The sequence below is a fragment of the Streptomyces spiramyceticus genome (assembly GCF_028807635.1).
GTDB lineage: Bacteria > Actinomycetota > Actinomycetes > Streptomycetales > Streptomycetaceae > Streptomyces > Streptomyces spiramyceticus.
On record NZ_JARBAX010000001.1, the window covers coordinates 3,330,774 to 3,352,464 of the forward strand.

General features: G+C 69.8%; 18 protein-coding genes and 2 pseudogenes. 7 read left to right on the top strand and 13 right to left on the bottom strand.

Annotated elements, in window-relative coordinates; translation table 11 throughout:
• Positions 1-278 precede the first annotated feature (278 nt).
• On the bottom strand, positions 279-1,883 hold the full coding sequence (gene metG, locus PXH83_RS15030; protein WP_214920609.1) for a methionine--tRNA ligase: 1,605 nt from the start codon (positions 1,881-1,883) through the stop codon (positions 279-281).
• Between the two features lie 114 nt (positions 1,884-1,997).
• Here metG and PXH83_RS15035 point away from each other — a divergent pair.
• A pseudogene (locus PXH83_RS15035) lies at positions 1,998-2,351 on the top strand (response regulator transcription factor); the annotation flags it as partial.
• 135 nt (positions 2,352-2,486) lie between these two features.
• Here PXH83_RS15035 and PXH83_RS15040 read toward each other — a convergent pair.
• Together PXH83_RS15040 and PXH83_RS15045 are read right to left on the bottom strand one after the other, a co-directional pair.
• On the bottom strand, positions 2,487-4,427 hold the full coding sequence (locus PXH83_RS15040) for a VWA domain-containing protein (RefSeq protein WP_274560725.1): 1,941 nt from the start codon (positions 4,425-4,427) through the stop codon (positions 2,487-2,489).
• A gap of 113 nt (positions 4,428-4,540) precedes the next feature.
• Positions 4,541-4,879: a barstar family protein gene (locus PXH83_RS15045; protein ID WP_274560726.1), complete on the bottom strand. Its 339-nt coding sequence runs from the start codon at positions 4,877-4,879 to the stop codon at positions 4,541-4,543.
• Positions 4,880-5,060: 181 nt separating this feature from the next.
• On the opposite strand from PXH83_RS15045, the gene PXH83_RS15050 reads away from it, so the two are divergent.
• Positions 5,061-7,121, top strand: a complete 2,061-nt coding sequence (locus PXH83_RS15050; RefSeq protein WP_274560727.1) for a PhoX family protein — start codon at positions 5,061-5,063, stop codon at positions 7,119-7,121.
• A 24-nt stretch (positions 7,122-7,145) separates the two neighbouring features.
• On the opposite strand, the gene PXH83_RS15055 is transcribed toward PXH83_RS15050, so the two are convergent.
• Both PXH83_RS15055 and PXH83_RS15060 read right to left on the bottom strand, forming a co-directional pair.
• The gene (locus tag PXH83_RS15055; protein ID WP_274560728.1) at positions 7,146-8,123 is read right to left on the bottom strand and encodes a hypothetical protein; all 978 of its coding nucleotides are present in this window, start codon (positions 8,121-8,123) and stop codon (positions 7,146-7,148) included.
• 74 nt (positions 8,124-8,197) lie between these two features.
• Complete coding sequence (locus PXH83_RS15060; RefSeq protein ID WP_274560729.1) at positions 8,198-9,673, bottom strand: APC family permease; 1,476 nt, start codon at positions 9,671-9,673, stop codon at positions 8,198-8,200.
• Between the two features lie 185 nt (positions 9,674-9,858).
• Here PXH83_RS15060 and PXH83_RS15065 point away from each other — a divergent pair, with 185 nt between their 5' ends.
• The gene (locus PXH83_RS15065) at positions 9,859-10,302 is read left to right on the top strand and encodes an RNA-binding S4 domain-containing protein (protein WP_274560730.1); all 444 of its coding nucleotides are present in this window, start codon (positions 9,859-9,861) and stop codon (positions 10,300-10,302) included.
• 435 nt (positions 10,303-10,737) lie between these two features.
• Here PXH83_RS15065 and PXH83_RS15075 read toward each other — a convergent pair whose 3' ends face one another.
• The 4 genes and pseudogenes from PXH83_RS15075 to PXH83_RS15090 all read right to left on the bottom strand — a co-directional run.
• Positions 10,738-11,103, bottom strand: coding sequence for a cupin domain-containing protein (locus PXH83_RS15075; RefSeq protein ID WP_274560732.1), 366 nt, complete (start codon positions 11,101-11,103; stop codon positions 10,738-10,740).
• Positions 11,104-11,179: 76 nt separating this feature from the next.
• Positions 11,180-11,431 (bottom strand): DUF2630 family protein, encoded by a 252-nt coding sequence (locus PXH83_RS15080; protein WP_274560733.1) that lies wholly within the window; start codon positions 11,429-11,431, stop codon positions 11,180-11,182.
• Positions 11,432-11,518: 87 nt separating this feature from the next.
• On the bottom strand, positions 11,519-12,541 hold the full coding sequence (locus PXH83_RS15085; RefSeq protein ID WP_274560734.1) for an endonuclease/exonuclease/phosphatase family protein: 1,023 nt from the start codon (positions 12,539-12,541) through the stop codon (positions 11,519-11,521).
• A 168-nt stretch (positions 12,542-12,709) separates the two neighbouring features.
• Positions 12,710-13,459: pseudogene (locus PXH83_RS15090) on the bottom strand (alpha/beta fold hydrolase); the annotation flags it as partial.
• A 287-nt stretch (positions 13,460-13,746) separates the two neighbouring features.
• On the opposite strand from PXH83_RS15090, the gene PXH83_RS15095 reads away from it, so the two are divergent.
• Positions 13,747-15,144: an aminotransferase-like domain-containing protein gene (locus PXH83_RS15095; protein ID WP_274560735.1), complete on the top strand. Its 1,398-nt coding sequence runs from the start codon at positions 13,747-13,749 to the stop codon at positions 15,142-15,144.
• Here the strand turns inward: PXH83_RS15095 and PXH83_RS15100 are convergent.
• On the bottom strand, positions 15,047-15,955 hold the full coding sequence (locus PXH83_RS15100) for a hypothetical protein (protein WP_274560736.1): 909 nt from the start codon (positions 15,953-15,955) through the stop codon (positions 15,047-15,049). The two genes, PXH83_RS15095 and PXH83_RS15100, sit on opposite strands and share 98 nt — an antisense overlap.
• Positions 15,956-16,010: 55 nt before the next feature.
• Entirely contained in the window at positions 16,011-16,172 is a 162-nt protein-coding gene (locus PXH83_RS15105) for a hypothetical protein (protein ID WP_274560737.1), read from the bottom strand.
• On the opposite strand from PXH83_RS15105, the gene PXH83_RS15110 reads away from it, so the two are divergent.
• The 3 genes from PXH83_RS15110 to PXH83_RS15120 all read left to right on the top strand — a co-directional run bounded on the left by PXH83_RS15110 (position 16,171) and on the right by PXH83_RS15120 (position 18,606).
• Positions 16,171-16,590: a hypothetical protein gene (locus PXH83_RS15110; protein WP_274560738.1), complete on the top strand. Its 420-nt coding sequence runs from the start codon at positions 16,171-16,173 to the stop codon at positions 16,588-16,590. The genes PXH83_RS15105 and PXH83_RS15110 overlap by 2 nt on opposite strands.
• Positions 16,591-16,732: 142 nt before the next feature.
• Positions 16,733-17,743 carry an ATP-binding cassette domain-containing protein gene (locus tag PXH83_RS15115; protein WP_274560739.1) on the top strand — a complete coding sequence of 337 codons (1,011 nt, stop codon included), beginning with the start codon at positions 16,733-16,735 and terminating at the stop codon, positions 17,741-17,743.
• A 41-nt stretch (positions 17,744-17,784) separates the two neighbouring features.
• Positions 17,785-18,606 (top strand): ABC transporter permease, encoded by an 822-nt coding sequence (locus tag PXH83_RS15120; protein WP_420803224.1) that lies wholly within the window; start codon positions 17,785-17,787, stop codon positions 18,604-18,606.
• Positions 18,607-19,660: 1,054 nt separating this feature from the next.
• Here the strand turns inward: PXH83_RS15120 and PXH83_RS15125 are convergent.
• Both PXH83_RS15125 and PXH83_RS15130 read right to left on the bottom strand, forming a co-directional pair.
• Positions 19,661-20,842 carry a methyltransferase domain-containing protein gene (locus tag PXH83_RS15125; protein WP_274560741.1) on the bottom strand — a complete coding sequence of 394 codons (1,182 nt, stop codon included), beginning with the start codon at positions 20,840-20,842 and terminating at the stop codon, positions 19,661-19,663.
• A gap of 251 nt (positions 20,843-21,093) precedes the next feature.
• The gene (locus PXH83_RS15130; protein ID WP_274560742.1) at positions 21,094-21,294 is read right to left on the bottom strand and encodes a hypothetical protein; all 201 of its coding nucleotides are present in this window, start codon (positions 21,292-21,294) and stop codon (positions 21,094-21,096) included.
• Positions 21,295-21,691: the final 397 nt, after the last annotated feature.

Sequence of the window (21,691 nt, forward strand, 5' to 3'; positions counted from 1 at the left end):
GTTGCGGGGCTCCTGGCGGGGAGGGGCGATCGGCTCGGGGGAAGCCGTCTTGGGGACGCCGGTCTCGTCGCTCCGCGTGGGGGTGTGCGACGGCGAAGAGGCTCGGCGGCTGACCGTATGACGTGAGCCGCCTCCACCGCAATCGGTCGTGACATGAAACTCTGTAAAAAGCGCATATGACGGCGGTATGTGGCACCTGATGCGAGGACTTGAACGACGAAGGGCCGGGACCTGCCCAGGTCCGGCCCTTCGTCGTCCGTACGGTCAAGGTCCGTACGTCAGGCCTTCGGCTCCTCCAGGCGCGGGAACAGCACCGCGCCCTTCGTCACCGTCGCGCCCGCCGGGAGCTGCCCCCACGTGCCCGCGTCCTGGACCCGCTGGTCGGCGAGGGCGCCCAGCGGGGCCTCCGCGCCGAGGGAGTCCCACAGCTTCTGGGAGGTCTCCGGCATGACGGGGTTGAGCAGGACGGCCATGGCGCGCAGCGACTCGGCGGCCGTGTAGAGGATCGTCGCGAGGCGGGCCTGGCCCTCCGGCGAGTCGTCCTTGGCGACCTTCCACGGCTCCTGCTCCGTGATGTAGCCGTTGACCTGCTTCACGAAGTCGAAGACCGCCAGGATGCCGCCCTGGTAGTCCAGCTCCTCGCCGATCTTCCGGTCGGCCTCGGCAACCGCCTTGGCGAGCCCGTCGTGGACCGCCTTCTCCGCGTCACCGGCCGCCGTCGCCGCGGGCAGCGCGCCGCCGAAGTACTTGCCGACCATGGCGGCCACGCGCGAGGCGAGGTTGCCGTAGTCGTTGGCGAGCTCGGAGGTGTAGCGGGCGGTGAAGTCCTCCCACGAGAAGGAGCCGTCCTGGCCGAAGGCGATGGCGCGCAGGAAGTACCAGCGGTAGGCGTCGACGCCGAAGTGCGACGTGAGGTCCTGCGGCTTGATGCCGGTCAGGTTCGACTTCGACATCTTCTCGCCGCCGACCATCAGCCAGCCGTTGGCCGCGACCCGGCCGGGGACCGGCAGGCCCTGCGCCATCAGCATGGCGGGCCAGATGATCGCGTGGAAGCGCAGGATGTCCTTGCCGATGAGGTGCACGTCGGCCGGGAACGTCTCGTCGAACTTCGCCGGGTTCTCGTTGTAGCCGACGGCCGTCGCGTAATTGAGGAGCGCGTCGACCCACACGTAGATGACGTGCTTCTCGTCCCACGGGATCGGGATGCCCCAGTCGAACGTGGAGCGCGAGATCGAGAGGTCCTGCATGCCCTGCTTGACGAAGTTCACGACCTCGTTGCGGGCGGACTCGGGCTGGATGAAGCCGGGGTTCTGCTCGTAGAACTCCAGCAGCTTCGGGCCGTACTCGCTGAGCTTGAAGAAGTAGTTCTCCTCCTTGAGGATCTCCACCGGCTTCTTGTGGACCGGGCAGAGCTTCACGCCCTGCTCGTCCTCGATCAGATCGCCGGGGAGCTTGTACTCCTCGCAGCCCACGCAGTACGGGCCTTCGTACCCGCCCTTGTAGATCTCGCCCTTGTCGTACAGGTCCTGCACGAACTCCTGCACACGGTCCGTGTGCCGCTTCTCCGTCGTACGGATGAAGTCGTCGTTCGCGATGTTGAGGTGCTCCCAGAGGGGCTTCCAGGCCTCCTCGACGAGCTTGTCGCACCACTCCTGCGGGCTGACGCCGTTCGCTTCGGCAGTGCGCATGATCTTCTGACCGTGCTCGTCCGTGCCGGTGAGGTACCACACCTTCTCGCCGCGCTGACGGTGCCAGCGCGTGAGCACGTCCCCTGCAACGGTCGTGTAGGCGTGGCCCAGGTGAGGAGCGTCGTTGACGTAGTAAATCGGGGTCGTGACGTAGAACGCCTTCGTCCCCTGCTTCTCGGATCCAGTGGCCGCCATGGGCGAAATCCTAACGGCCCGCGGGTGATCCACTCACACGCATAAATCCCGAGGAGACCTTTGCGAAACCTGTGATCGCGTAGCAAGGACAGATCCTGGGAGGAGTCGGTCAAGATGCGGGTACTGGTTGCCGAGGACGAAGAGGTACTGGCCGAGGCGGTGGCCACCGGACTGCGGCGGGCTGGTTTCACCGTCGACACCGTCTACAGCGGAGACGCCGCCCTTGCCTACCTGGCGCTGCACGACTACGAGGTGATCGTCCTCGACCGCGATCTGCCGCGCGTCCACGGGGACGACGTCGCGCGCAAGCTGGTCGCCGGGGCCTCCCGGACTCGGATCCTGATGCTGACCGCCGCCAGTGCCATGGAGGACCGGGTGGCGGGGCTGGACCTGGGGGCCGACGACTATCTGGGCAAGCCGTTCGGGTTTCCCGAGCTGGTCTCGCGGGTCCGGGCGCTCGGCCGCCGTTGCGGTGAGCGGGGCTGAGGGGCGAGAGGCGAGATGACAGTGACGGCGGTGCCCGCCCGGAGGGGGGCACCGCCGTCACTGTGAAGCTGCCGACCGGCTGATGTGCGTTTGTGCGTTTGCGGGTGCGGGTTTGCGTTAGCTGGTCAGACCGGTGACGAGCTGTGCGTACAGCTCGTCGTCCGCGACCTCGCGGGGGGCCGGTCCCGCGTGGAAGAACGCGGCGTTCGGGACGTCCAACTTCCTGAGGAAGTCGAAGCCCTTCGCGTCGTGCTCGCCGAACGCGACGAACTGCCAGAACAGCGGCTTGTCGGCGACCTCGGCGAGCGCCTGCTTGGCGGGCTGCTTGGCGTCGGGAGGGCCGTCCGTCTGGAAGACGACGAGGGCGGGCCTGTCGCTGCCGGACTTCTCGTAGTGCGTGACGACTTCCTCGACGGCACGGTGGTAGCTCGTACGCCCCATGTGCCCGAGCTCGGCGTGGACGGCGTCGATGCGGCCCTCGTGGTCGGTGAGGCTTACGTCGGCGGTGCCGTCGATGTCGGTCGAGAAGAAGACGACGTGCACGGCGGCGTCCTCGGTGAGGTGCGCGGCGAGTGCGACCGTCTGGTCGGCGAGGTGTTGGGCGCTGCCGTCCTTGTAGAACGACCGCATGGATCCGGAGCGGTCGAGCACGAGGTAGACGTCGGCCCGGACGCCGTCCAGCTCCTTGGCCTTGAGGGCGGCCCCGGCGGCCTCGTAGTGAGCAACGAGCCGAGGCGCACGCGCTGCGACGTCACCTTGCGCGGCAGCGACCCCGGGCCCGCCCGGGGCGGTCGCGGCTTCGCCGACGGTGACCGGCTGGGGCTGTGCGGTGGCGTCGACCTCCGCCACGACGACCGGCTTGGCGGTGTCTACTGCGGCGGCTACCGGCTCGACCTCGGCCTCGGTTTCTGCCGCAGCGACCGGCTCCGCCTGGGCGGTGACTTCGGCGGCGACCGGCTCGGGCTCGGCTTCGACGATCGGCTCGGGCTCGGCGGGGGCAGCGGCAGCGACCGGCTCGACCTCGACGGTCGACTCGACTTCTGCTTCTGTCGCGGCGGCTACGGCGTCGACCTCCGCCACGGCGACGGGCTCGGTCTTGCCCTCAGGCTCGGCTTCGCCTGCCGCGGCGACCGGCTCGGCGGTGACTACCGCGGCGGGTACCAGCTCGACCTCGGCCTCGTTCTCCGCCGCAGCGACCCGCTTCGTCTCGGCGGGCGCCTCGGCGGCAAGCGGCTCGGGCTCTACGTCAGAGGTCGGCTCGGCCTCGTCTTGCCCCTCCGACTCGCCGTCGGTGGCGGCTACGGGCTCGGCCTCGGCCTTCGGCTCGGCGTCGCCTGCTACCGGGGCTGTCTCGGGCGCGGCTTCGGCGGCGACCGGCTCGGTGTGGGCCTTCGGCTCGGCAACCGGCTCCGCCTTGGCCTCCGGCTCCCCAACGGAGGCGGCTACGAGCTCTGCCTCGGTCTCGCCTGCGGCGGCGACCGGCTCGGTGGTCGCAACCGTTTCTGCGGCGGCGACCGGCTCCGCCTCCGCCCTCGGGGCCGTCTCAGGCGTGGCTTCGGCCGCGGTCGGTTCCGGCTTCGCCGTCGGTTCCGGGTGGGGGTCGTCCCTTGTCGGGGTTGCCTGGGCCGGGACCACCGGGGTTGGCGGTGGGGTGACCGGGGTGGACTGGGCCGGGACGTTCGGGGTTGAGGGGGGTGTCTGTGCGCGGGGCGGGGTCGGGTTGTCGAAGGCCGCCGCCACCAGGTCCGATGCGATGCCCGGCTTCGAGGAGTTCGTCACCCGCTCCGGTGACTTGTCCGTGGAAGTCGGGTTCTCGGGCGCCGGCGAGTCCTTGTCGGCCGCCGTTTCGTCCTTCTTGGCCGGAGCCGGGACCGAAGCCACCGTCTCCTTGGTCCGTTCCGGCGCAGATTCCGCTTCCGGCGCGGAGGCCGGTTCCGGCGTACGTTCGGCCTGGGACGGAACGGAAGCTGCCGCCGAGGTCTCCCGTGCCGGCGGCTGCTCGTTGCTCTCCGCTCGATCGCGTCCGAACACCTTGCGCAGCAAGCTCCGAATGCCCATGGGCGAGGCCTTTCGCATGAGTTGGGTGCGATGCACGTCCGCACCCGGGGGATGATCCCTGGCCAGGGCGGACACGTAAGGTTAGCGGCCGCTCCCGCTGATCTTCGGGAGGGTCAGGCGTGCCGCGCCAGTTCCAGGCGCGCGCGGCTCGCGTCGGCGAACACCGATGCCAGATGCGCCCCCTCAGGGCGCCCCGGCGCGAAGATACCGGCCGCGTCAGCGCGTACCACCAACATGGCATGTGCGTCGATCACTTCCGAGACGCCACGCGACTCGATCGTGTCCCACCAGGCGTCCAGATTCCGGCCGAACCACTCGGGCAGCCCGCACGGCCCGGCCACCGCGTCCCAGAAGTCGTCCAGTGAGTCGAGCGGCACGCCGCGCAGATCCACTGTGAGGGAGTTGGGAGGGAGGGGGTCCGGTGGGTCCACGTCGTTCGCAGCGTCGCGCATGGATGTGGAGCCTAACTGGCCGGTCAACTCCCGCTCGGCCCTCGCGCATTCACCCCGCGTTAACCCATTGTCCGCCGGATCGCGGGCGTACGCCCCTAACGTCTCGCCCGTACACATTCCGACACGATGTCGGCGCAGGGCGCGCCGAGAAACAGCCCGTACAGCACCTTTGGAGGGGTCCGTGCGCAATCTGCTGCCGCTGCTCAACTCGCCGCACTCGGGTGGGCGCTCCGCGCTGACCTGTCGTTACCGCTGCGGAGACGCCTGCTTCCAGGAGGTCCCGAACACCAGCGACAACGAGTACGTCGGCGACGTCATAGCCGGCGCGCTGTCAAGACGCTCGATGATGCGCGCCGCCGCCGTCGTGACCGTCGCCGCTGCCGCCGGCACCGCGGCAGTCGCCGGCCCCGGAGCCCCGAAGGCCGTGGCCGCCGAAGCCGACCTCCGCAGCAGGCCCCAGGCCGGCGCGACCTCCACCTCCGCCCGCGGGCTGCGCTTCGCCGCCGTCGCGCCCAACACCACCGACGCCGTGACCGTCCCCGACGGCTACGCGCAGAACGTCGTCATCCGCTGGGGCGAACCGATCCTGCGCGGGGCGCCCGCCTTCGACGCGGACAACCAGACCGCCAAGGCGCAGGCCGGCCAGTTCGGCTACAACAACGACTTCCTCTCCCTGCTCCCGCTGCACAGCGAGCACGGCCGCCAGGTACTCGTCGCCAACCACGAGTACACGGACGAAATCCTGATGTTCAAGGGATACGACCCGGCCAAGCCGACCCGCGAGCAGGTCGAGATCGCCTGGGCCGCGCACGGCCTGTCCGTCGTGGTCGTCCAGGAGGAGCGCAAGTCCGGCAAGCTCACGCCGGTCACCTGCCACCACCTGAACCGCCGCCTCACCGCGACGTCCGAGTTCAAGCTGACGGGCCCCGCCGCGGGCAGCGCGCTGCTCAAGACGTCCGCCGACCCGACCGGCACCAAGGTCCTCGGCACGCTCAACAACTGCGCCGGCGGCACCACCCCGTGGGGCACGACCCTGCACGGCGAGGAGAACTTCAACCAGTACTTCGCCAACGGCTCCAGCGCCACCGACAAGCGGTACGGCATCTCCACCGGCGCCACCGAGCGCAAGTGGGAGCTGTTCGACAAGCGCTTCGACGTCAAGCAGGAGCCGAACGAGCCGCACCGCCAGGGCTGGGTCGTCGAGCTCGACCCGTACGACCCGGACGCGGTGCCGCGCAAGCACACCGCGCTCGGCCGCTTCAAGCACGAGGCCGCGCAGCCCCGCCTGACCGCTGACGGCCGCCCGGTCGTCTACATGGGCGACGACGAGCGCTTCGACTACTTCTACAAGTTCGTCTCGTCGAAGCGGATGAAGAAGGGCAGCTCGCGGGCCGCTCGCGAGCACAACCTGACCCTCCTCGACGAGGGCACGCTGTACGTCGCCAAGATCACCGGCGACTCCCCCGGCGAGATCGACGGCACCGGCAAGCTCCCGAACGACGGCGAGTTCGACGGCAGCGGCGTCTGGATCCCGCTCGCCACCGGCACCACCTCGCACGTCCCCGGCATGACCGCCGAAGAGGTGTACGTCTTCACCCGCCTGGCCGGGGACAAGGTCGGCGCCACCAAGATGGACCGCCCCGAGGACGTCGAGCCGAGCCCCCGCACGGGACGCGTGTACGTCGCGCTGACGAACAACACCGACCGCGGCAAGCCCGGCAAGGCGGGCGCCGACGAGGCCAACCCGCGCAACCTCAACAAGCACGGCCAGATCCTGGAGCTCGCCGAGCACTGGGACGACCCCGCCTCGGACGGCTTCGCCTGGCGGCTCTTCCTGGTCGCGGGCGACCCGGAGGACCCGGCGACGTACTTCGCGGGCTTCCCCAAGGAGAAGGTCAGCCCCATCTCCTGCCCGGACAATGTCGCGTTCGACCCGCACGGCAACCTGTGGATCTCGACGGACGGCAACCAGCTCGGCTCGCACGACGGCCTGTTCGGCGTGGCGACGCGGGGCGAGCGGCGCGGTGAGCTGAAGCAGTTCCTGACGGTGCCGAAGGGCGCGGAGACCTGCGGCCCGATCGTCCAGGACCGCCGGGTGCTCGTCGCGGTGCAGCACCCGGGCGAGATCGACGGCGCGTCCGTCGAGAAGCCGGCGTCGGCGTGGCCGGACGGACCGGGCAAGCTCGTGCGCCCGTCGGTCGTCGCGGTCTACCGCAAGGACGGCCGCAACATCGGCGTCTGATCCCAGCTGTCCTTCAGCAGGTCATCAAGAGGTGGCGCCCGTCTGCCGGCGCCACCTCTTGAACTGTTCCGCCGCATCCCCCGTGTACGACCACGGAACCCGCGCCGCCCGCCGGCCCAGCAGCGTGAAGACCTCCCGCGCCTCGTCCGGCAGGCCCGCGTAACAGGCGGCATGGGCAAGGTAGTTGAGCTCGCCGACCTCCTCGGGGGCGACGGGGCTGCCCGGTGTGCGGCCGCCCAGCCAGCGCTCCCGCGTCCGGCGCACCTCCGTCACCGCGAGTTCGTGGTGCCAGTGCTGGTCGAAGCCGCGCACCGGGCGTCCGCGCGCCGCCGCGGCGACGTACCGGTACTCCTCCACCCGCGCGATCTGCACCAGCACCGGCAGCGGCGACCCGGCCGGGGCCGCGCCCGCCGCGTCGCGGGCGAAGTCGTACATACGGCCGTGCGTGCCGTGCCAGCGCGCCGAGTGGTAGCGCAGGAGCTGCACATGGGCCTCGATGTTGTACGGGTCGCGGCGTCGCAACTCCTCCCACCAGTCCCGCAGTTCGGCCCGCCCCACCCCCTCCCCGTACAGCCGAGCCACGGTCAGCAGTGACACCCACGGCATCGGGTCGGCGGGGCGCGCGTCCGCCGCGCTCAGGCAGGCCATGACGGCAACGTCGATACGGGCGCGGTCGACGCCGGCGCCGCGGCCCGCGTCGATGGCCTGGTTGAAGACACGTACGACCTCGGTCGCGGCCCGTAGCACCGCCGCGTCCGGATTGTCCGACTCGGCGGCCCGCCAGGCCTCCGCCACCGTGCTGCCCGCGGCCACGTGCGAGAGGAGGCGCAGGCGGTGCGTGCGCAGGGGCCAGTTGTCGCCCGTCGCGTGCAGCAGATCGCGCACGCCCTGCCAGCGGCCGATAACGATGTCATGGCGGGCCTCGGTCAGCGGGCGGTCGCCGAAGTCCGGGTCGAAGTCGGGCTCGGAGCCGGACGATGAGAAGCGGCGGCGTACAGCCATCGGAGCGTCTCCTGCTCAGAGTGCGGTGAGAAGTCGGTTCAAACGTCGGTTCAACCGTCGGTTCAAACGTCGGTTCAGAAGTCGGTGGGGAGTCCGGCGTCGGCGTAATCCTTGCGTTCCGAACCGGAGTTGACGTGCGCGTCGTCGACGTGGATGGCTTGGGTGGCGTCGAGTCTGGCGGGGCTGTAGTACGCGCTGCCGCGGCGCCAGTACCAGAGCATCGGGAAGATTCCGGCCGCCAGGCCGCCGAGGCCGATCGCGATGGCCGCCGCGTTGAGCTCGGTGAGGGAGGCGGCGAAGACGCAGAACATGAAGAGCGAGCCGAGCAGCGGCCAGGCGCCGCCGAGGACGAAGTCCTTGACGGAGGTCAGCAGCGTCTTGCGGTACGCGACGACTGCGGCGAGGCCGGCCAGCCCGTAATAGAGGGTCGTCTGGAGGCCGATCGCGGCGAGGGCGTCGGCCATGATCTCCTCGGTCGAGCCGAGCGCGTTCGAGGCGACGAAGAGGAGGAGCGCGACCGTACCGACGACGGCGATCGCCACCCAGGGCGTGTTCCAGCGGCGGTGTACGACGCCGAGTGCGGCCGGCATCGTGCGGTCGCGGCCCATCGCGAAGAGTGAGCGTGTGACCTGGAGCAGGGTGGTTTCGAGGGTGGCGATGGTGGAGAGCACCACGGCCAGGACCATCAGCTTGCCGCCGACACCGGGCCAGATCGCACTGCCGAGGAGGGCCAGCACGTTCGTGTCGTGCGCCGAGATCTGCTTGCTGGTGAGGATGACATTGACGGCGATCGTGAAGACGACGAAGAGCAGGAAGACGACGCCGACGCCGACGAGCGAGGCGAGTCCGGCGGTCCTGCGGCTGTTGCGGGTCTCTTCGCTGAGGTTGCTGGTGACGTCCCAGCCCCAGTAGTAGAACGCGGCGATCAGCGTGCCGGCGGCGAAGCCGGAGAAGCCGTCGAAGTGGCTGAAGCCGAGCCAGGACCAGTCGAAGGTGGTCGCGGCGCCCTTGTGGAGGAGCGCGCCGAACGCGAAGAGGACGAGGATCGCGAGCTCGACGCCGGAGATGATCAGCTGGGCGCGGGCGGAGAGCCGTGCGCCGCCGAGCACGACGCCGAGCATCAGCAGGAACCATCCGGCGCCGGCGGCGGTGGCGAGCGCGGTGTTCGACGCGAGGTCCGGGTCGAAGAGGGAAAGCGTCATCTGACCCGCGGGAAGCGATCCGGCGACCATGAAGATCGTCGCGGCGACGACGAGGGCCCAGCCGCTGATGAAGCCGAGGAAGGGGTGCAGGGTGCGGCCGACCCAGGAGTAGGTGGCGCCCGCATTGACGTCGATACGGCCGAGGCGGCCGAAGGCCAGGACGATGCCGAGCATGGGTATCGCGCAGTAGAGGAGGGCGGCCGGGCCGGCCAGGCCGACGGCGCCGACGAGAACAGCGGTGGTGGCGGCGAGCGAGTAGGCGGGGGCGCTGCCCGCCACGGCCATCACGATCGTTTCGAAGGTGCCGAGGACATTGGGCTGGAGCCCTCTGCCGGAGTTGTTGTTCATGCCTGTTTCTCAACTGCTTCCGGAGGTGTGCCGCACACAATTGGAGCCCCCGACTCCCCTTGTGTGGCACGACATTTGGCGACAATCAGAGACGATTCCCGGTCCGGAGGTGGTCACTCCGTACGGGAAGAACGTGCGCATAGTAAGGCGGGCGTGGAGCGGCGGCACGTTCTACCCTCGGGGGTATGGCTTCAGCACACGAGGGGACACGCGGGGGGACGCGCGAAGGGACGGCCACGGCCGGGACCGGGACCGTACGGATCGACGTCTGGATCTGGTCCGTACGCCTCACCAAGACCCGCGCGCAGGCTGCGGCGGCCTGCAAGGCGGGGCATGTACGGGTGGGAGGGGAACGGGTCAAGCCGGCGCACGCGCTCAAGGCGGGCGACGAGGTACGGCTGTTCCACGCGGGGCGCGAGCGGATCGTGGTCGTCTCGCGGATCATCCGCAAGCGGGTGGGGGCTCCGGCGGCGGCCGAGTGCTACGTGGACAAGAGTCCGCCGCCTCCGCCGCGCGAGTTCGTCGCACCGGTCGCGGTGCGTGACCGGGGCGCGGGGCGTCCGACGAAGCGGGACCGGCGGGAGATGGAGCGGCTGCAGGGGCCGAGGCCGGGGGCGGGGCCGGGCTGAGGCGGTGGCAGAGTGAGCGCATGCCATCGATCTCGCCGCGCCGTCCCTGCCCGATGTGCGGCCGTGAGGTCGCGGTCGTGGCGGGCAAGTTCGTGCGCCACGACCCGCGCACGAGGGCGTCTACGGAGCTGACCCTCTGCGCGGGCTCGAAGCGGACGGCACCGCGGGCGGCTTCGCAGCGGACGCTGGACGGGTATGAAGTGGCGCCGTTTCCTGGGCAGTTGCCGCTGTTTTAGGTGGGTTGGGGTGGAGGCTTTTCTTTCCCCTCACCCGCCCCTTTCCCGGCTATGACATTTGCGGCTGCCGGCGCGTGGGGGCTCCGCCCCAGACCCCGCTCCTCAATCGCCGGAGGGGCTCCATTGGACTGATCCGGCGAGTAGTAGGGCCTGTTGTTGACGGAGTCCCTGGTCCGCCGGACCGGGGCCGGGGGCTTCGTCAGCTCATCTGTGCCTTGATGTGGTCGAGGACCTTGTTGAACTCCTCCATCGGCGCGAATTCGACGAACTCGACGTCTTCGAGCGCTTCCGGGACGTGACCGGGCGACCAGTAGTAGGCGTCCCCGGCGGAGTAGACCGATTCGCCGTCCTGTGTCCGCATCTTCACCCGGCCCTTGAGTACGTACCCCCAGTGCGGACACTGGCAGCTGTCCTCGGGAAGACCCTTCAGGGCAGGTCCCATGTCCGTGCCCTCGGGCAGCCGCACGAATGCGACGGCCATGTCTCCGCCGATGTCCCGCAGGCGCAGTTCCACGCCGCCGCCTTCCATCGCGACAGGTGTGTCGTCCCACGTCGTGGCTTTCATGGTGCCTCGCTCCTGGTCCCGGGGAATTGTTGTCCACAGCCTGTGGACAAAGTTTGCGGTCAGGTGTGCGGTCGGGTCAGCTCTGGTAGTTCTCGACCTCGTCGGCCGGACGCACCCGCGCCTCGCCCGGGTCCTCGCCGTACTCCGTCTTCGCGCGCCGCCGGCGCAGCAGGTCCCAGCACTGGTCCAGCCGGACCTCCACGGCTTTCAGCCGGGCGCGCTCGCTGTCGCTGAGTCCCATCCGGCGGGTGGAGCGCTCGCGCAGCTCCCGCTCCTCGCCGACCAGAGCGGTGATGTTGTCGAGTATGTCCTGGTTGGCGTCTTCCATGGCCGCCTCCACCGCCTCGGAACGTCACCGTCACTGTCACCGTCGTCGCCACCGTCACCGTCACCGTCACTCCAGCGCAACACACCTCTAGCCGCTGTGCAGCTCCAGCTCGACGAGCAGCGCCCGGTGGTCGGTGTTTCTGAGCGTGAGGAAGCGGGCCGACCGTACGGCGAAGTCGTCGGACGCCAGCACATGGTCGATCTGGGCGCCGATACCGTCGATGTCGGCGGGCCAGGACGGCGTACGGAACGCCCCGCCGAGGGCCGCCGTGTCCCGCAGGCCGCCCGCGTCCAGGACGCGCCGGAAAACGGCATGGTCCTGGGAGGAGTTGAAGTCGCCCGCCACGAGCGTCGGCCGGTCCTTGCCCCGGGCGGCGTAGTCACGGATCGCGCCCAGCTCGGTGCGCCAGTCGGGGATATGGCCGGGGACGGGCGGCTGCGGATGCACGAGCTGGATGCGTACGGGACGGTCGTGCACCAGCGCGACGGCGCCCGGCATGGCGAACGTGCCGTCGATGCCGGACGCGGGCCGCAGCGGGTACTTGCTGAGGATGGCGGACCCCGCGGCGCCGCTCGCCTCGACGGCTTTCCGATACGGGTACATCGCGTCCGGCCCTTGGGCGCCGAGGGCCGCCGAGCAGTCGTACTCGCACTCCTGGACGAAGATCAAATCGGGCTTCTCGCGCCGGATCGCGGCGATCAAGTCCTCTGTCCCGCCACCGAATTCGACGTTGGCGGTGAGGACGCGGACGGGGGCGATCAGGTGCCCTTCGGCACCGGCGGTGCCCGGCCCGTACGGCTGGGCGTACCAGCTGGTGGCGGCGATCAGGGCGGCGGCCCAGGCCGTGCCGATGCGCCAGCGGGCGACGAGGGCGAGGACGAGCCCCAGGCCGGCCGGTACGAGCAGCCAGGGCAGAAACGCGAGGAGCTGGGGGACCGGCGTACGGCCGTCGACGTCGAGGACGCGGCAGCCGACGACGACGCTGAGGCCGGCGAGGCCGAGCCCGTCCGCCCACGCGAGGAGCCGCCGCCAGGCGGGGCGGCGGCCGTACGGGGGCGGAGGCGACGCGGACGGGCCGGTCGCCGTCGGCGTGGCTCTGGCACTCCCCAAGGAACGGCCTCCCCGTCAGCCTGCTTGACGCCAATGGGCGCCGACCCCGGCGCCAATGACGTGCCAATAACGCGCCTATGACGCGCATGGCGCTTGAACCGCATCTTCTCTCAGAGACGGCGTGGGGCGGCGGTTGGTTGTCGCGTGGCGAGTCAGCGTGTGTCGTGATCAGGTGCCCTTGGCGTCGCGGGGGACGCGGGCCAGGTGGGCCCGCAGCGCCGCGTTGAAGTCGGCCGGGCGTTCCAGGTTGGGGAGGTGGGCCGACGACTCGATGACGGCGAGCGTCGATCCGGGGATCGCGGCGTGCATCGCTTCCGCGTCCGCGACCGGTGTGTACGTGTCCTCGCGGCCCACCGCGACCAGCGTCGGCACGGTGATGCGGGTGAGCAGGCCGCGGTAGTCGGGGCGTTCGGCCCGGCCGCGCAGGGCGGCTGCCGCGCCCTCCGGGGAGGCGGCGGTCATCATGCGGTGGACGTGGGCCGATGCGTGGGTGTTGTACGGGGCGACCATCTTGTCCCGCACCTCGTCGGCGTAACCCTTCATGCCCTCCCGGAGAAGGCGGTCGGCGGCGGCGTTGCGCGACAGCTTTCCGGCCTCCGTCTCGGCGGCGGGGAAGGTGTCGGCCAGGATCAGGCCCGCGATGCGCCCGGGGAAGCGGCTGTAGCACTCCATGACGATCTGGCCGCCCATGGAGAGGCCGCCGAGTACGGCGCGCTCGATGCCCAGGTGGTCGAGCAGGGAGGCGATGTCGGCGGCGAAGGCCGGGAGCGGGGCGATGCCGGGGGTCACGTCGGTCTCGCCGTAGCCGCGCAGGTCGGGGGCGATTACGCGGTGGGTGGGGGAGAAGGCGGCAATCTGCGGGGCCCACATGGTGCGGTCGAAGGGGTGGCCGTGGATGAGGACGAGAGGGGGGTTGGGGTTGCTGGTGGCCGTGTCGGTCCCAGTCCCAGTCCCAGTCCCAGTCCCAGTCCCAGTCCCAGTCCCAGTCCCAGTCCCAGTCCCAGTCCCAGTCCCAGTCCCAGTCCCAGTCCCAGTCCCAGTCCCAGTCCCAGTCCCAGTTCCGGGTCCCTCGTCGGTGTAGCCGATGGTGATGCCGTTGACGTGTGCCGTAGCCATGCTCAGGAGGCTAGATGCGCACAACTGCTCGGTGCAATAGGCTCTTTGCTCTCGGTGCAATGTGGGGAAGCGGGGAGGAGCGCGCAGTGGTGGACGACTTCCGACGCGTGGCCGATCAAGTGGCCGCCGAGATCGCCGCCGGACGGCTCCGGCCCGGCGACCGGCTCCCCACCCAGCGCGCCTTCGCCCGCAGTCGCCGGATCGCGAACTCCACCGCGATCCGGGTGTACGGCGAACTGGTGCGGCGCGGCCTCGCGGTGGGCGAGGTCGGTCGCGGAACGTTCGTACGGGCCGCCCCGCCGTCGCCCGGCCACGCGCTCGCGGAGGAGGCACGGACGGACGCCCCTTCCCCGAACGACGCCCCTTCCCTGAACGGCGCCCCCTCGGTGAACGCCCCCTCCGTGAACCTGGAGCTCAACTACCCCGTGTCCGAAGGCCAGTCGGAGCTCATGGCCCGCGCACTCGGCGCCCTCCTGCGCCCCGATGTCCTCGGCGCCGCCACCCGCCCCGCCGCCGCCGACGGCACCCCCGAGGCGCGGGAAGCCGCCGTGTCGCTGCTGGCCCGGGGAGGCTGGCGGCCGGATGCCGGGCAGTTGCTCTTCGCGGGCAACGGGCGGCAGGCCATCGCCGCCGCCATCGCCTCGTTCGTACGCCCCGGGGGGCGGCTCGGCGTGGACACGCTCACGTATCCGCTGGTCAAGGCCGTGGCGGAGCGGCTCGGCGTGACCCTGGTGCCGATCGCGGGCGCCGTCGGCGGTGGGCTGTCCCCCGACGCGCTGCGCGCCGCCCACCGGAGCGCGCCGCTCGGCGCCGTGTACGTACAGCCGACCCTGCACAATCCGACGTCGGTGACGATGGACGAGGCGCACAGGGCTGAACTGGCCGCAGTCGTCGGCGACTTGGGCATCGGCGCCGTCGAGGACACCACCTGGGCCTTCCTCGCGCCCGACGCGCCCGCCCCCCTCGCCGCCCACGCGCCCCACCGCACGGTCCTCGTCGACAGCCTCTCCAAGCGCCTCGCCCCCGGCCTGACCGTCGGCTTCCTCGCCGCCCCGGCCGCGCACACCCCCGCCGTCGCGGACGCCCTGCGCTCCGGCGCATGGACCGCGGGCCGCTTCAACCTGGAGGCCGCCACCCGCTGGATCACCGACGGCACGGCCGCTACGGTCGCCGCCGCCAAGCGCGCCGACGCCGCCGCCCGCCATCGCCTCGTCCGGCGCCACCTCGGCGGCTTCCGTATCCGTACCGACCCCCGCGCGTACTACTGCTGGTGGGAGCTGCCCGCCCGCTGGCGTACGGACACCTTCGTCGCGGCGGCAGCGGCCCGGGGCGTCGCGGTCACGCCCGGCTCGGCCTTCGCCGTACCCCCGCACACCGCCCCGGACGCGATCAGGGTCGCCCTGGCGTCCCCGCCGGCGGAGGTGCTGTCGTACGCCCTAGGGGTGCTCGCCGAGGTCGCGTCGTCGTCGCCCGGAACACCCCCGTGAGCCCCGCCGACACCACCGGCACCAGCCCGAGCCCCACGCTCAGCACCACCCACGCCGTCGTACGCAGCGAGCCGGTCAGCGCGTCGTAGACCGCACCGGCCGCCGCGCGGTCCATGTCCGGGGGCAGGCCGGCGAGCGCCACGCTGCGCGCGACGACGACCGTGACGGCGAGCAGGACTGCGCCTGCGGCCAGCGCCGCGCCGACGAGGGTGAGCGCGCGGAGTCGCCGTACGGCCACCAGGAGGGCGGCGGCCGCCGCCACCAGGGTCGCGGCCGGGAGCCAGGTCCCGGCGGCCCGGAGCAGCCGGAAGGCGTCGCGCCAGGCACCGAGGTTGTCGGACTCCAGCACCGTGACCAACGCGCGCCGTACGGGGATCAGGTCGGCGAGCGGGACGCCGTCGTCGGTCAGCTGCCCCTTGACCTGCTGGGCAACGGGGGCGAGATCGAGCGTCACCGCGCCGCTGCTGCCGCTGCCGTTCTCCAGCGAGTGGAGTACGGCCCGGTGGGTGGCCCGGTTGACCGTGTCCCAGGCGTTCCGGAAGGCGGGCGTACCGGTGAAGGAAAGGACGGCTTCGTCGAGGAGCTCGGTGGCGCTCCCCTGGAGCGGACCGAGGTCGATCTCCTTCGTGATCTCGGCGGTGATCCGGTCGGCGACAGCGCTGCGTACGTCCACGTGGGAGGCGAGCGGCGCCACCATCGGCACATAACGGTCGGTGTTCCCGACCTCGCGGCCGGTCCAGACGGCGAGCGCGCTCAGCGGGACGAGGACCGCCACGAGGACGAGCAGTGCCGCCGAGAGGTAGCTGCGCATCCCTCCAAGGAACGGCGGGCGCGGGGCGGGCGCCAGCGAAGCTGCTGCACCTGGCTCAGCCGCACGCCCGTACGGGGCACGGCTGGATCCACGTGATCCGCCTGATCCACTTCATCCGCATGATCTGCTTGATCCACTTGATCCACTTGCCGAACACCACCCAGGGGTGTGCCCTGGTGGGGTGGGCGGGGCGCGTGCGGCGGAAGGAGCTCTTCATGTCTTCACATGCTGCGATGCCGACCGGGCGGTTCCGGCGGCAAAGGCGGGCCCAGCCGACTCGTCCGGTCCGGCCGGCGCACCGGGTCCAAGGCGTCGTACCGGTGACTCTCGGTCTGCTGTACGGAATCTACGTGGCCTTCGCCGACCGCGACCACGAGCCCCTGACCGGCGGGAACATCCTGCTCGGAGTGGTCTGCGGCGTGGTCCTGGCGGGACTGTGCTTCCTTCTCGGACGCTCCCAGGCCCGGCTGGTGCGCGAGCTGCGGGCCGCCGCCTACGGAAGCCTCTTCGGTGTCGCGACGGGTTTCCTCATCAGCCTGAGCCACGCCAGCGTCCTCAAGGCTTCGGCCCTGGGGGCTGTGCTCGGCTCCGCGATGATGCTCGTGACCTTCTACATCTTCTACACGCGCGAGTAGCCGGGTCAGCAGGGTCAGCCGGGCAGCTGAGTAACTGGGCAGTCGAGCACCGATGACTTCCGGAGTCCGGGACGGTCAATACTCGGAAGGTCGACACGGTCGACATTCGGACGGTCAACCTCGACCCCGGAGGGGCGGAAGAATGAGTGCACAACGCGGCCCGGACCTAGCCATCGAGACGTCGGGCCTGGTGAAAGTGTTCGGCCAGAACCGGGCCGTGGACGGTATAGATCTGGCCGTGCCCGCCGGCACGGTCTACGGCCTGCTCGGACCGAACGGCGCGGGCAAGACGACCGCCGTGCGGATGCTCGCCACCCTGCTGCGGCCGGACGGCGGCCAGGCCCACGTCTTCGGCAAGGACGTGGTGCGCGAGGCCGACGCCGTACGGTCGAGGGTCAGCCTCACCGGCCAGTACGCGTCCGTCGACGAGGACCTCACAGGTACGGAGAACCTGGTCCTCCTCGGCCGCCTGCTCGGCCACTCCAAGCCCGCCGCCCGCGCCAGGTCGGCCCAGCTCCTGGAGGCCTTCGGGCTCGCGGATGCGGCCGACCGCCAGGTCAAGAACTTCTCCGGCGGCATGAGGCGGCGTATCGACATCGCCGCGAGCATCCTCAATACGCCCGACCTGCTCTTCCTCGACGAGCCGACGACCGGCCTCGACCCGCGCAGCCGCAACCAGGTGTGGGACATCATCAGGGCGGTCGTGGCGCAGGGCACGACGGTGCTGCTGACCACGCAATACCTGGACGAGGCCGACCACTTGGCGTCCCGTATCGCAGTGATCGACCACGGCAAGGTCATCGCCGAGGGTACGAAGGGCGAGCTCAAGGCGTCGGTCGGCTCCGGCTCCGTACACCTGCGCCTGCGCGATGCCGCACAGCGGCCGGAGGCCGAGAAGGTGCTGACGCGCTCCCTGAACGCCACCGTCCAGCTGGACCCCGACCCGGTCGCCCTGACCGCCACGGTCAACGGGCACGCGAGCGACCTGGGCGCGGCGGAACAGGCGGCACGGGCACTGTCCGAGCTCGCCAGGTCCGGGATCACCGTGGACAACTTCGCGCTGGGCCAGCCCAGTCTGGACGAGGTCTTCCTCGCCCTGACGGACAAAAGGCCTGATCAGAAGGACAAGGACATGGAGGGGGCGACGGCGTGAGCACGGTAACCACAACGGACAAGGGCAAGGGCCTCGACCAACTGGCCCTGGAAGCGCCGAAGGCCGAGGAACTGGCCGCGCTGCTCCTGAGCAAGGACCGCCCGCCGCGCCCGAGCGCGCTCTCCGCCTCACTCACCTTCGGCTGGCGGGCCATGCTCAAGATCAAGCACGTGCCCGAGCAGCTCTTCGACGTGACCGCGTTCCCGATCATGATGGTGCTGATGTACGCATACCTCTTCGGAGGGGCACTGGCCGGATCGGTGGACGAGTACATCCAGTTCCTGCTGCCCGGCATCCTCACCATGAGCATCGTGATGATCACGATGTACACGGGCGTCGCGGTCAACAACGACATCACCAAAGGTGTCTTCGACCGCTTCCGCACGCTCCCGATCTGGCGCCCGGCGCCAATGGTCGGCTACCTGCTCGGCGATGTGATCCGCTACCTGATCGCGTCCGCCGTGATGCTGTCGGTCGGCATGATCATCGGCTACCGCGCGGACGGCGGAGTGGTCGGGATCCTCGCCGGAGTGGCGCTGCTGATGGTCTTCTCGTTCTCGTTCTCCTGGGTCTGGACGATGTTCGGACTGCTGCTGCGCACAGAGAAGTCGGTGATGGGCGTCAGCATGATGGTGATCTTCCCGCTGACGTTCCTGAGCAACGTCTTCGTCGACCCGAAGACGATGCCGGGCTGGCTCCAGGCGTTCGTCAACAACAGCCCGGTGACCCATGTGTCCACGGCGGTCCGCGAATTGATGGCCGGAAACTGGCCGACGGCAGACATCGCCTGGTCACTCGGCTGGTCGGCGGCACTGCTGCTGGTCTTCGGCACGGTCACGATGCGGCTCTACAACCGCAAGTGAGTCGGGGCGCGTCGTCGCCGCGCCCGACGACGACGCGCCCCCGCAAGGTAGGTCAGTAGGGGCGTCTCCCACTGGGAGACGCCCCTACTGCGTTCATTCTGTCTCACCCTGGATCGCCGGTGTCCCGCTGTTGACCAGTGTGTGCGGCGAGCTCGTGGCCCCCAGTCGGCCATCGGAGCCGTGGGCCCGGCTCTCCCGAGGTCTGATCTTCTTAAGAATGAGGGTGGTACTTCATTAAGCGAGGGCTGGCGAACGCTGGCGAAGCTCCGCTGCTCGGCATGGCGCACGATACGTTTTGGAGAGTTCGGCTCTGTCCTACCTAGACGCCTGCTCAGCATGAGCGAGGCTCCCGACGCGTCGGGAATGACTAGAGATGGGGTTCTGAACCGAATGGTGCGACCAAGGAAGCCTGGGAAGCGTCGACAGTGCAGGCAGCCGCGAGACTGGCTGCAGTTGGCGACAATCACCGTTACTGCGGTCACTGCCATCGTGGGCACTGTTGACCAGTTCGTGAGCTAGAGGAATAGCCGTGCTGAGGATGCCTCCGGACGATGGGTTGGGCGGAAGTGAGCCCGACCGCTGAGTAGTCGGCCGGGCTCACAACAGTCCCGCGCACGAGGGTCTGGCTTCGGATGCTGCCGGAGCCAGACCTTCGTGTTTTGCGCGGGAGTTCCTGTGCTCCGCACGTCAGTGTCGGAGGCTGTCTACAGCGCTGAGACCTCACGGATACCCCACTTTGCGCGAGGCTCTGACTGCGGTTCCCACTGTACCGAGGGCCTCCCCGACATAGCGCTTCGCGGCGTCAGGATCGACTCCTACGACATGGCGCTTGGGGCATTGCGACGCCTGGCGACAGGTGGCGGATTTCACGGTCTTCCCATTATCTATGCAGGTCAGCGGCCTCGAACCCTGGCGCAAAAGTATGGCGCGGGGTGGCGTTTCCTTGCGAGTCGAACGGAAGGATCAGAACGCTGCTTATCGCGGGTTTCGAGGGCGCCTAGATCCATCCGGGTCGTCAGCGCTCCGTAGTCGGTGACAGGCTCCCCCAAGGTGATCACCCCATGGCAGGCACCGGCTGGCTGGGCGAAGTGAGCCATGGGGTGTGAGCGCCGTCAGCTCTCACTGTCATGCCGAAGCATTCCGGACCGGGTCCACCAACGCTCCGCCACCACTTGTACGCCGCTTCCACCTCGCTCCACAGCCGCCGAGGCCCGTACTCCCACACTGTGAACCGCTCTTCGGTCTGCCCGTCCCAGTCGACGGCTGCCCAAGAGGTGGCGTCGGTGGTGGCAAGCCACAGACGGGACGCCGTGCCGTCGACGTTGGGGTTGTCGTGCCAGGTGCGCCAGACGTCGCGGAGCTGGAGACCGATGGCGAATTGGGCGGCCCAGCCATCCCCCGTCACCGCCCACGGTGACAGCTGCGTGAGCGACTCGTCCGGTACGTGCTCTTCCCGGACGACGTCACGGAAGATCCGCAGGTCCATGCGCTGGTTCCGCATCAGCATGAACGCCGAATGCGGGGAGAAACGCCCCGACGCCGTTCCCGTACTGTCCACGACGAGCCGCAGCAGGCCGTAGCAGAACCAGGGCGTCTCCCACGGAGTCAAGATCACCCCACCGGGCCGCGTTTGCTCCAGCCACGCGCGAGGCACCTCCCGGACCGAGCACGTGGCAATGATCCGGTCGTACGGAGCCCCGGCAGCGTGACCGGCTGCGCCGTCGCCACCGATCACCCTCGGCTCCAGGCCTGAGTTCTTCAGGTTTTGTGCGGCTTGCAGGGCCAGAACCGGATCCACCTCGACGGTGGTCACGTTCTGCGCCCCGAGCCGGTGAGCGAGGAGACCGGCGTTCCATCCGGTGCCCGTCCCGATCTCCAACACCTGGTGACCGTGCTCCACATCGAGCATGTTGAGCATGCGGAGGACGATGGACGGGGCTGACGCCGACGAGGAAGGCCAGCGTTCGCCGTCGCCGGGGTCTTTACCGTCGTTGATCTGAGTCACCACGGGATCGTCCGCATACGCCGTGCGGAGCCAGTTTTCCGGCGCTGCCGTGCGGGTGCAGGCCGTCAGGTCCTCACCCACCCAGACCTGCTCGGGCAAGAACGCATGCCGGGGCACCGCCCACAAGGTGCGCTCCCATTCGGGCGACAGGGGCGAGGGCAAGGTGTTGTTGAGGGCGCCGAGCAGACCCCGCAGGGCGATCTCCTCAGCCGCTCCCATGCTCTTCGTCATCGAGTCCTCGCTACTTTCCGTGCTTCGGTTCAGGCTTCGGCTTCGCCGTGTCCGGCGACGGCTTGGAGGTGCCTGGGTCCTTGCCGCCCGAGTGTTTTCCGTCGCCACCGCCGCCGCCTTTGCCGGTTCCCCATCCCATGACTGCTCCCTCGTGTTGTGGCTGTTGATGCGGTGGTCATTGAGTGGCCGCGCAGGCCAGGAACGGACCGACGTATCGGCCCGCTAACCAGCAGACCGCGTGGCGTAAGACCTCATACGCGCCCCCAGGCCGCAGCAGCGCGTGCCCAGTCGCGGTAGATCCGCACGCGGCCTGTGACCGTGAGCGGCCGCACATCTGCGAAGGACAGCCGGCGGTGACGCTGGCCGGGGCCCACGGCGCGCATGTCGACGATCGGACGCCCCCTGCGGTCGCTGAAAGGAACCCAGTCATCGACCTGGATCTCATGGGGCATCAGGTCCAAGGTCAGACAGTTGACCGGCGGCCGAGGCAAGCTGTCCGCGATGACGAGAGGGCGCTGCGACTCGCCGTGCAGGGGAGCCGGAGGCAAGATCCACGGCCGCTTCACGATGACCGCACGACTCTCGGCGCAGGCTTCAGCGACCGGGGCGCCATCATGCGCCGACCAGCGCAATGCGGGCACTGGCATGCCGGGTACCTGATCGAGCCGGTCAGGATCTGCACTGGGTCACCCTCACGGACGGACGACAATTGCACCCACGTCCTTCCAGAGTTCCAGGACACCTGGATCGTCATTAACGTGCGCTTCTCCGCGCCGAGATCGCTGGTTCTCATCTTGAGTGGCCGCCCTCGGCATGTGCCCTGATCTCCGCATTGCTTGTCGCCACGAG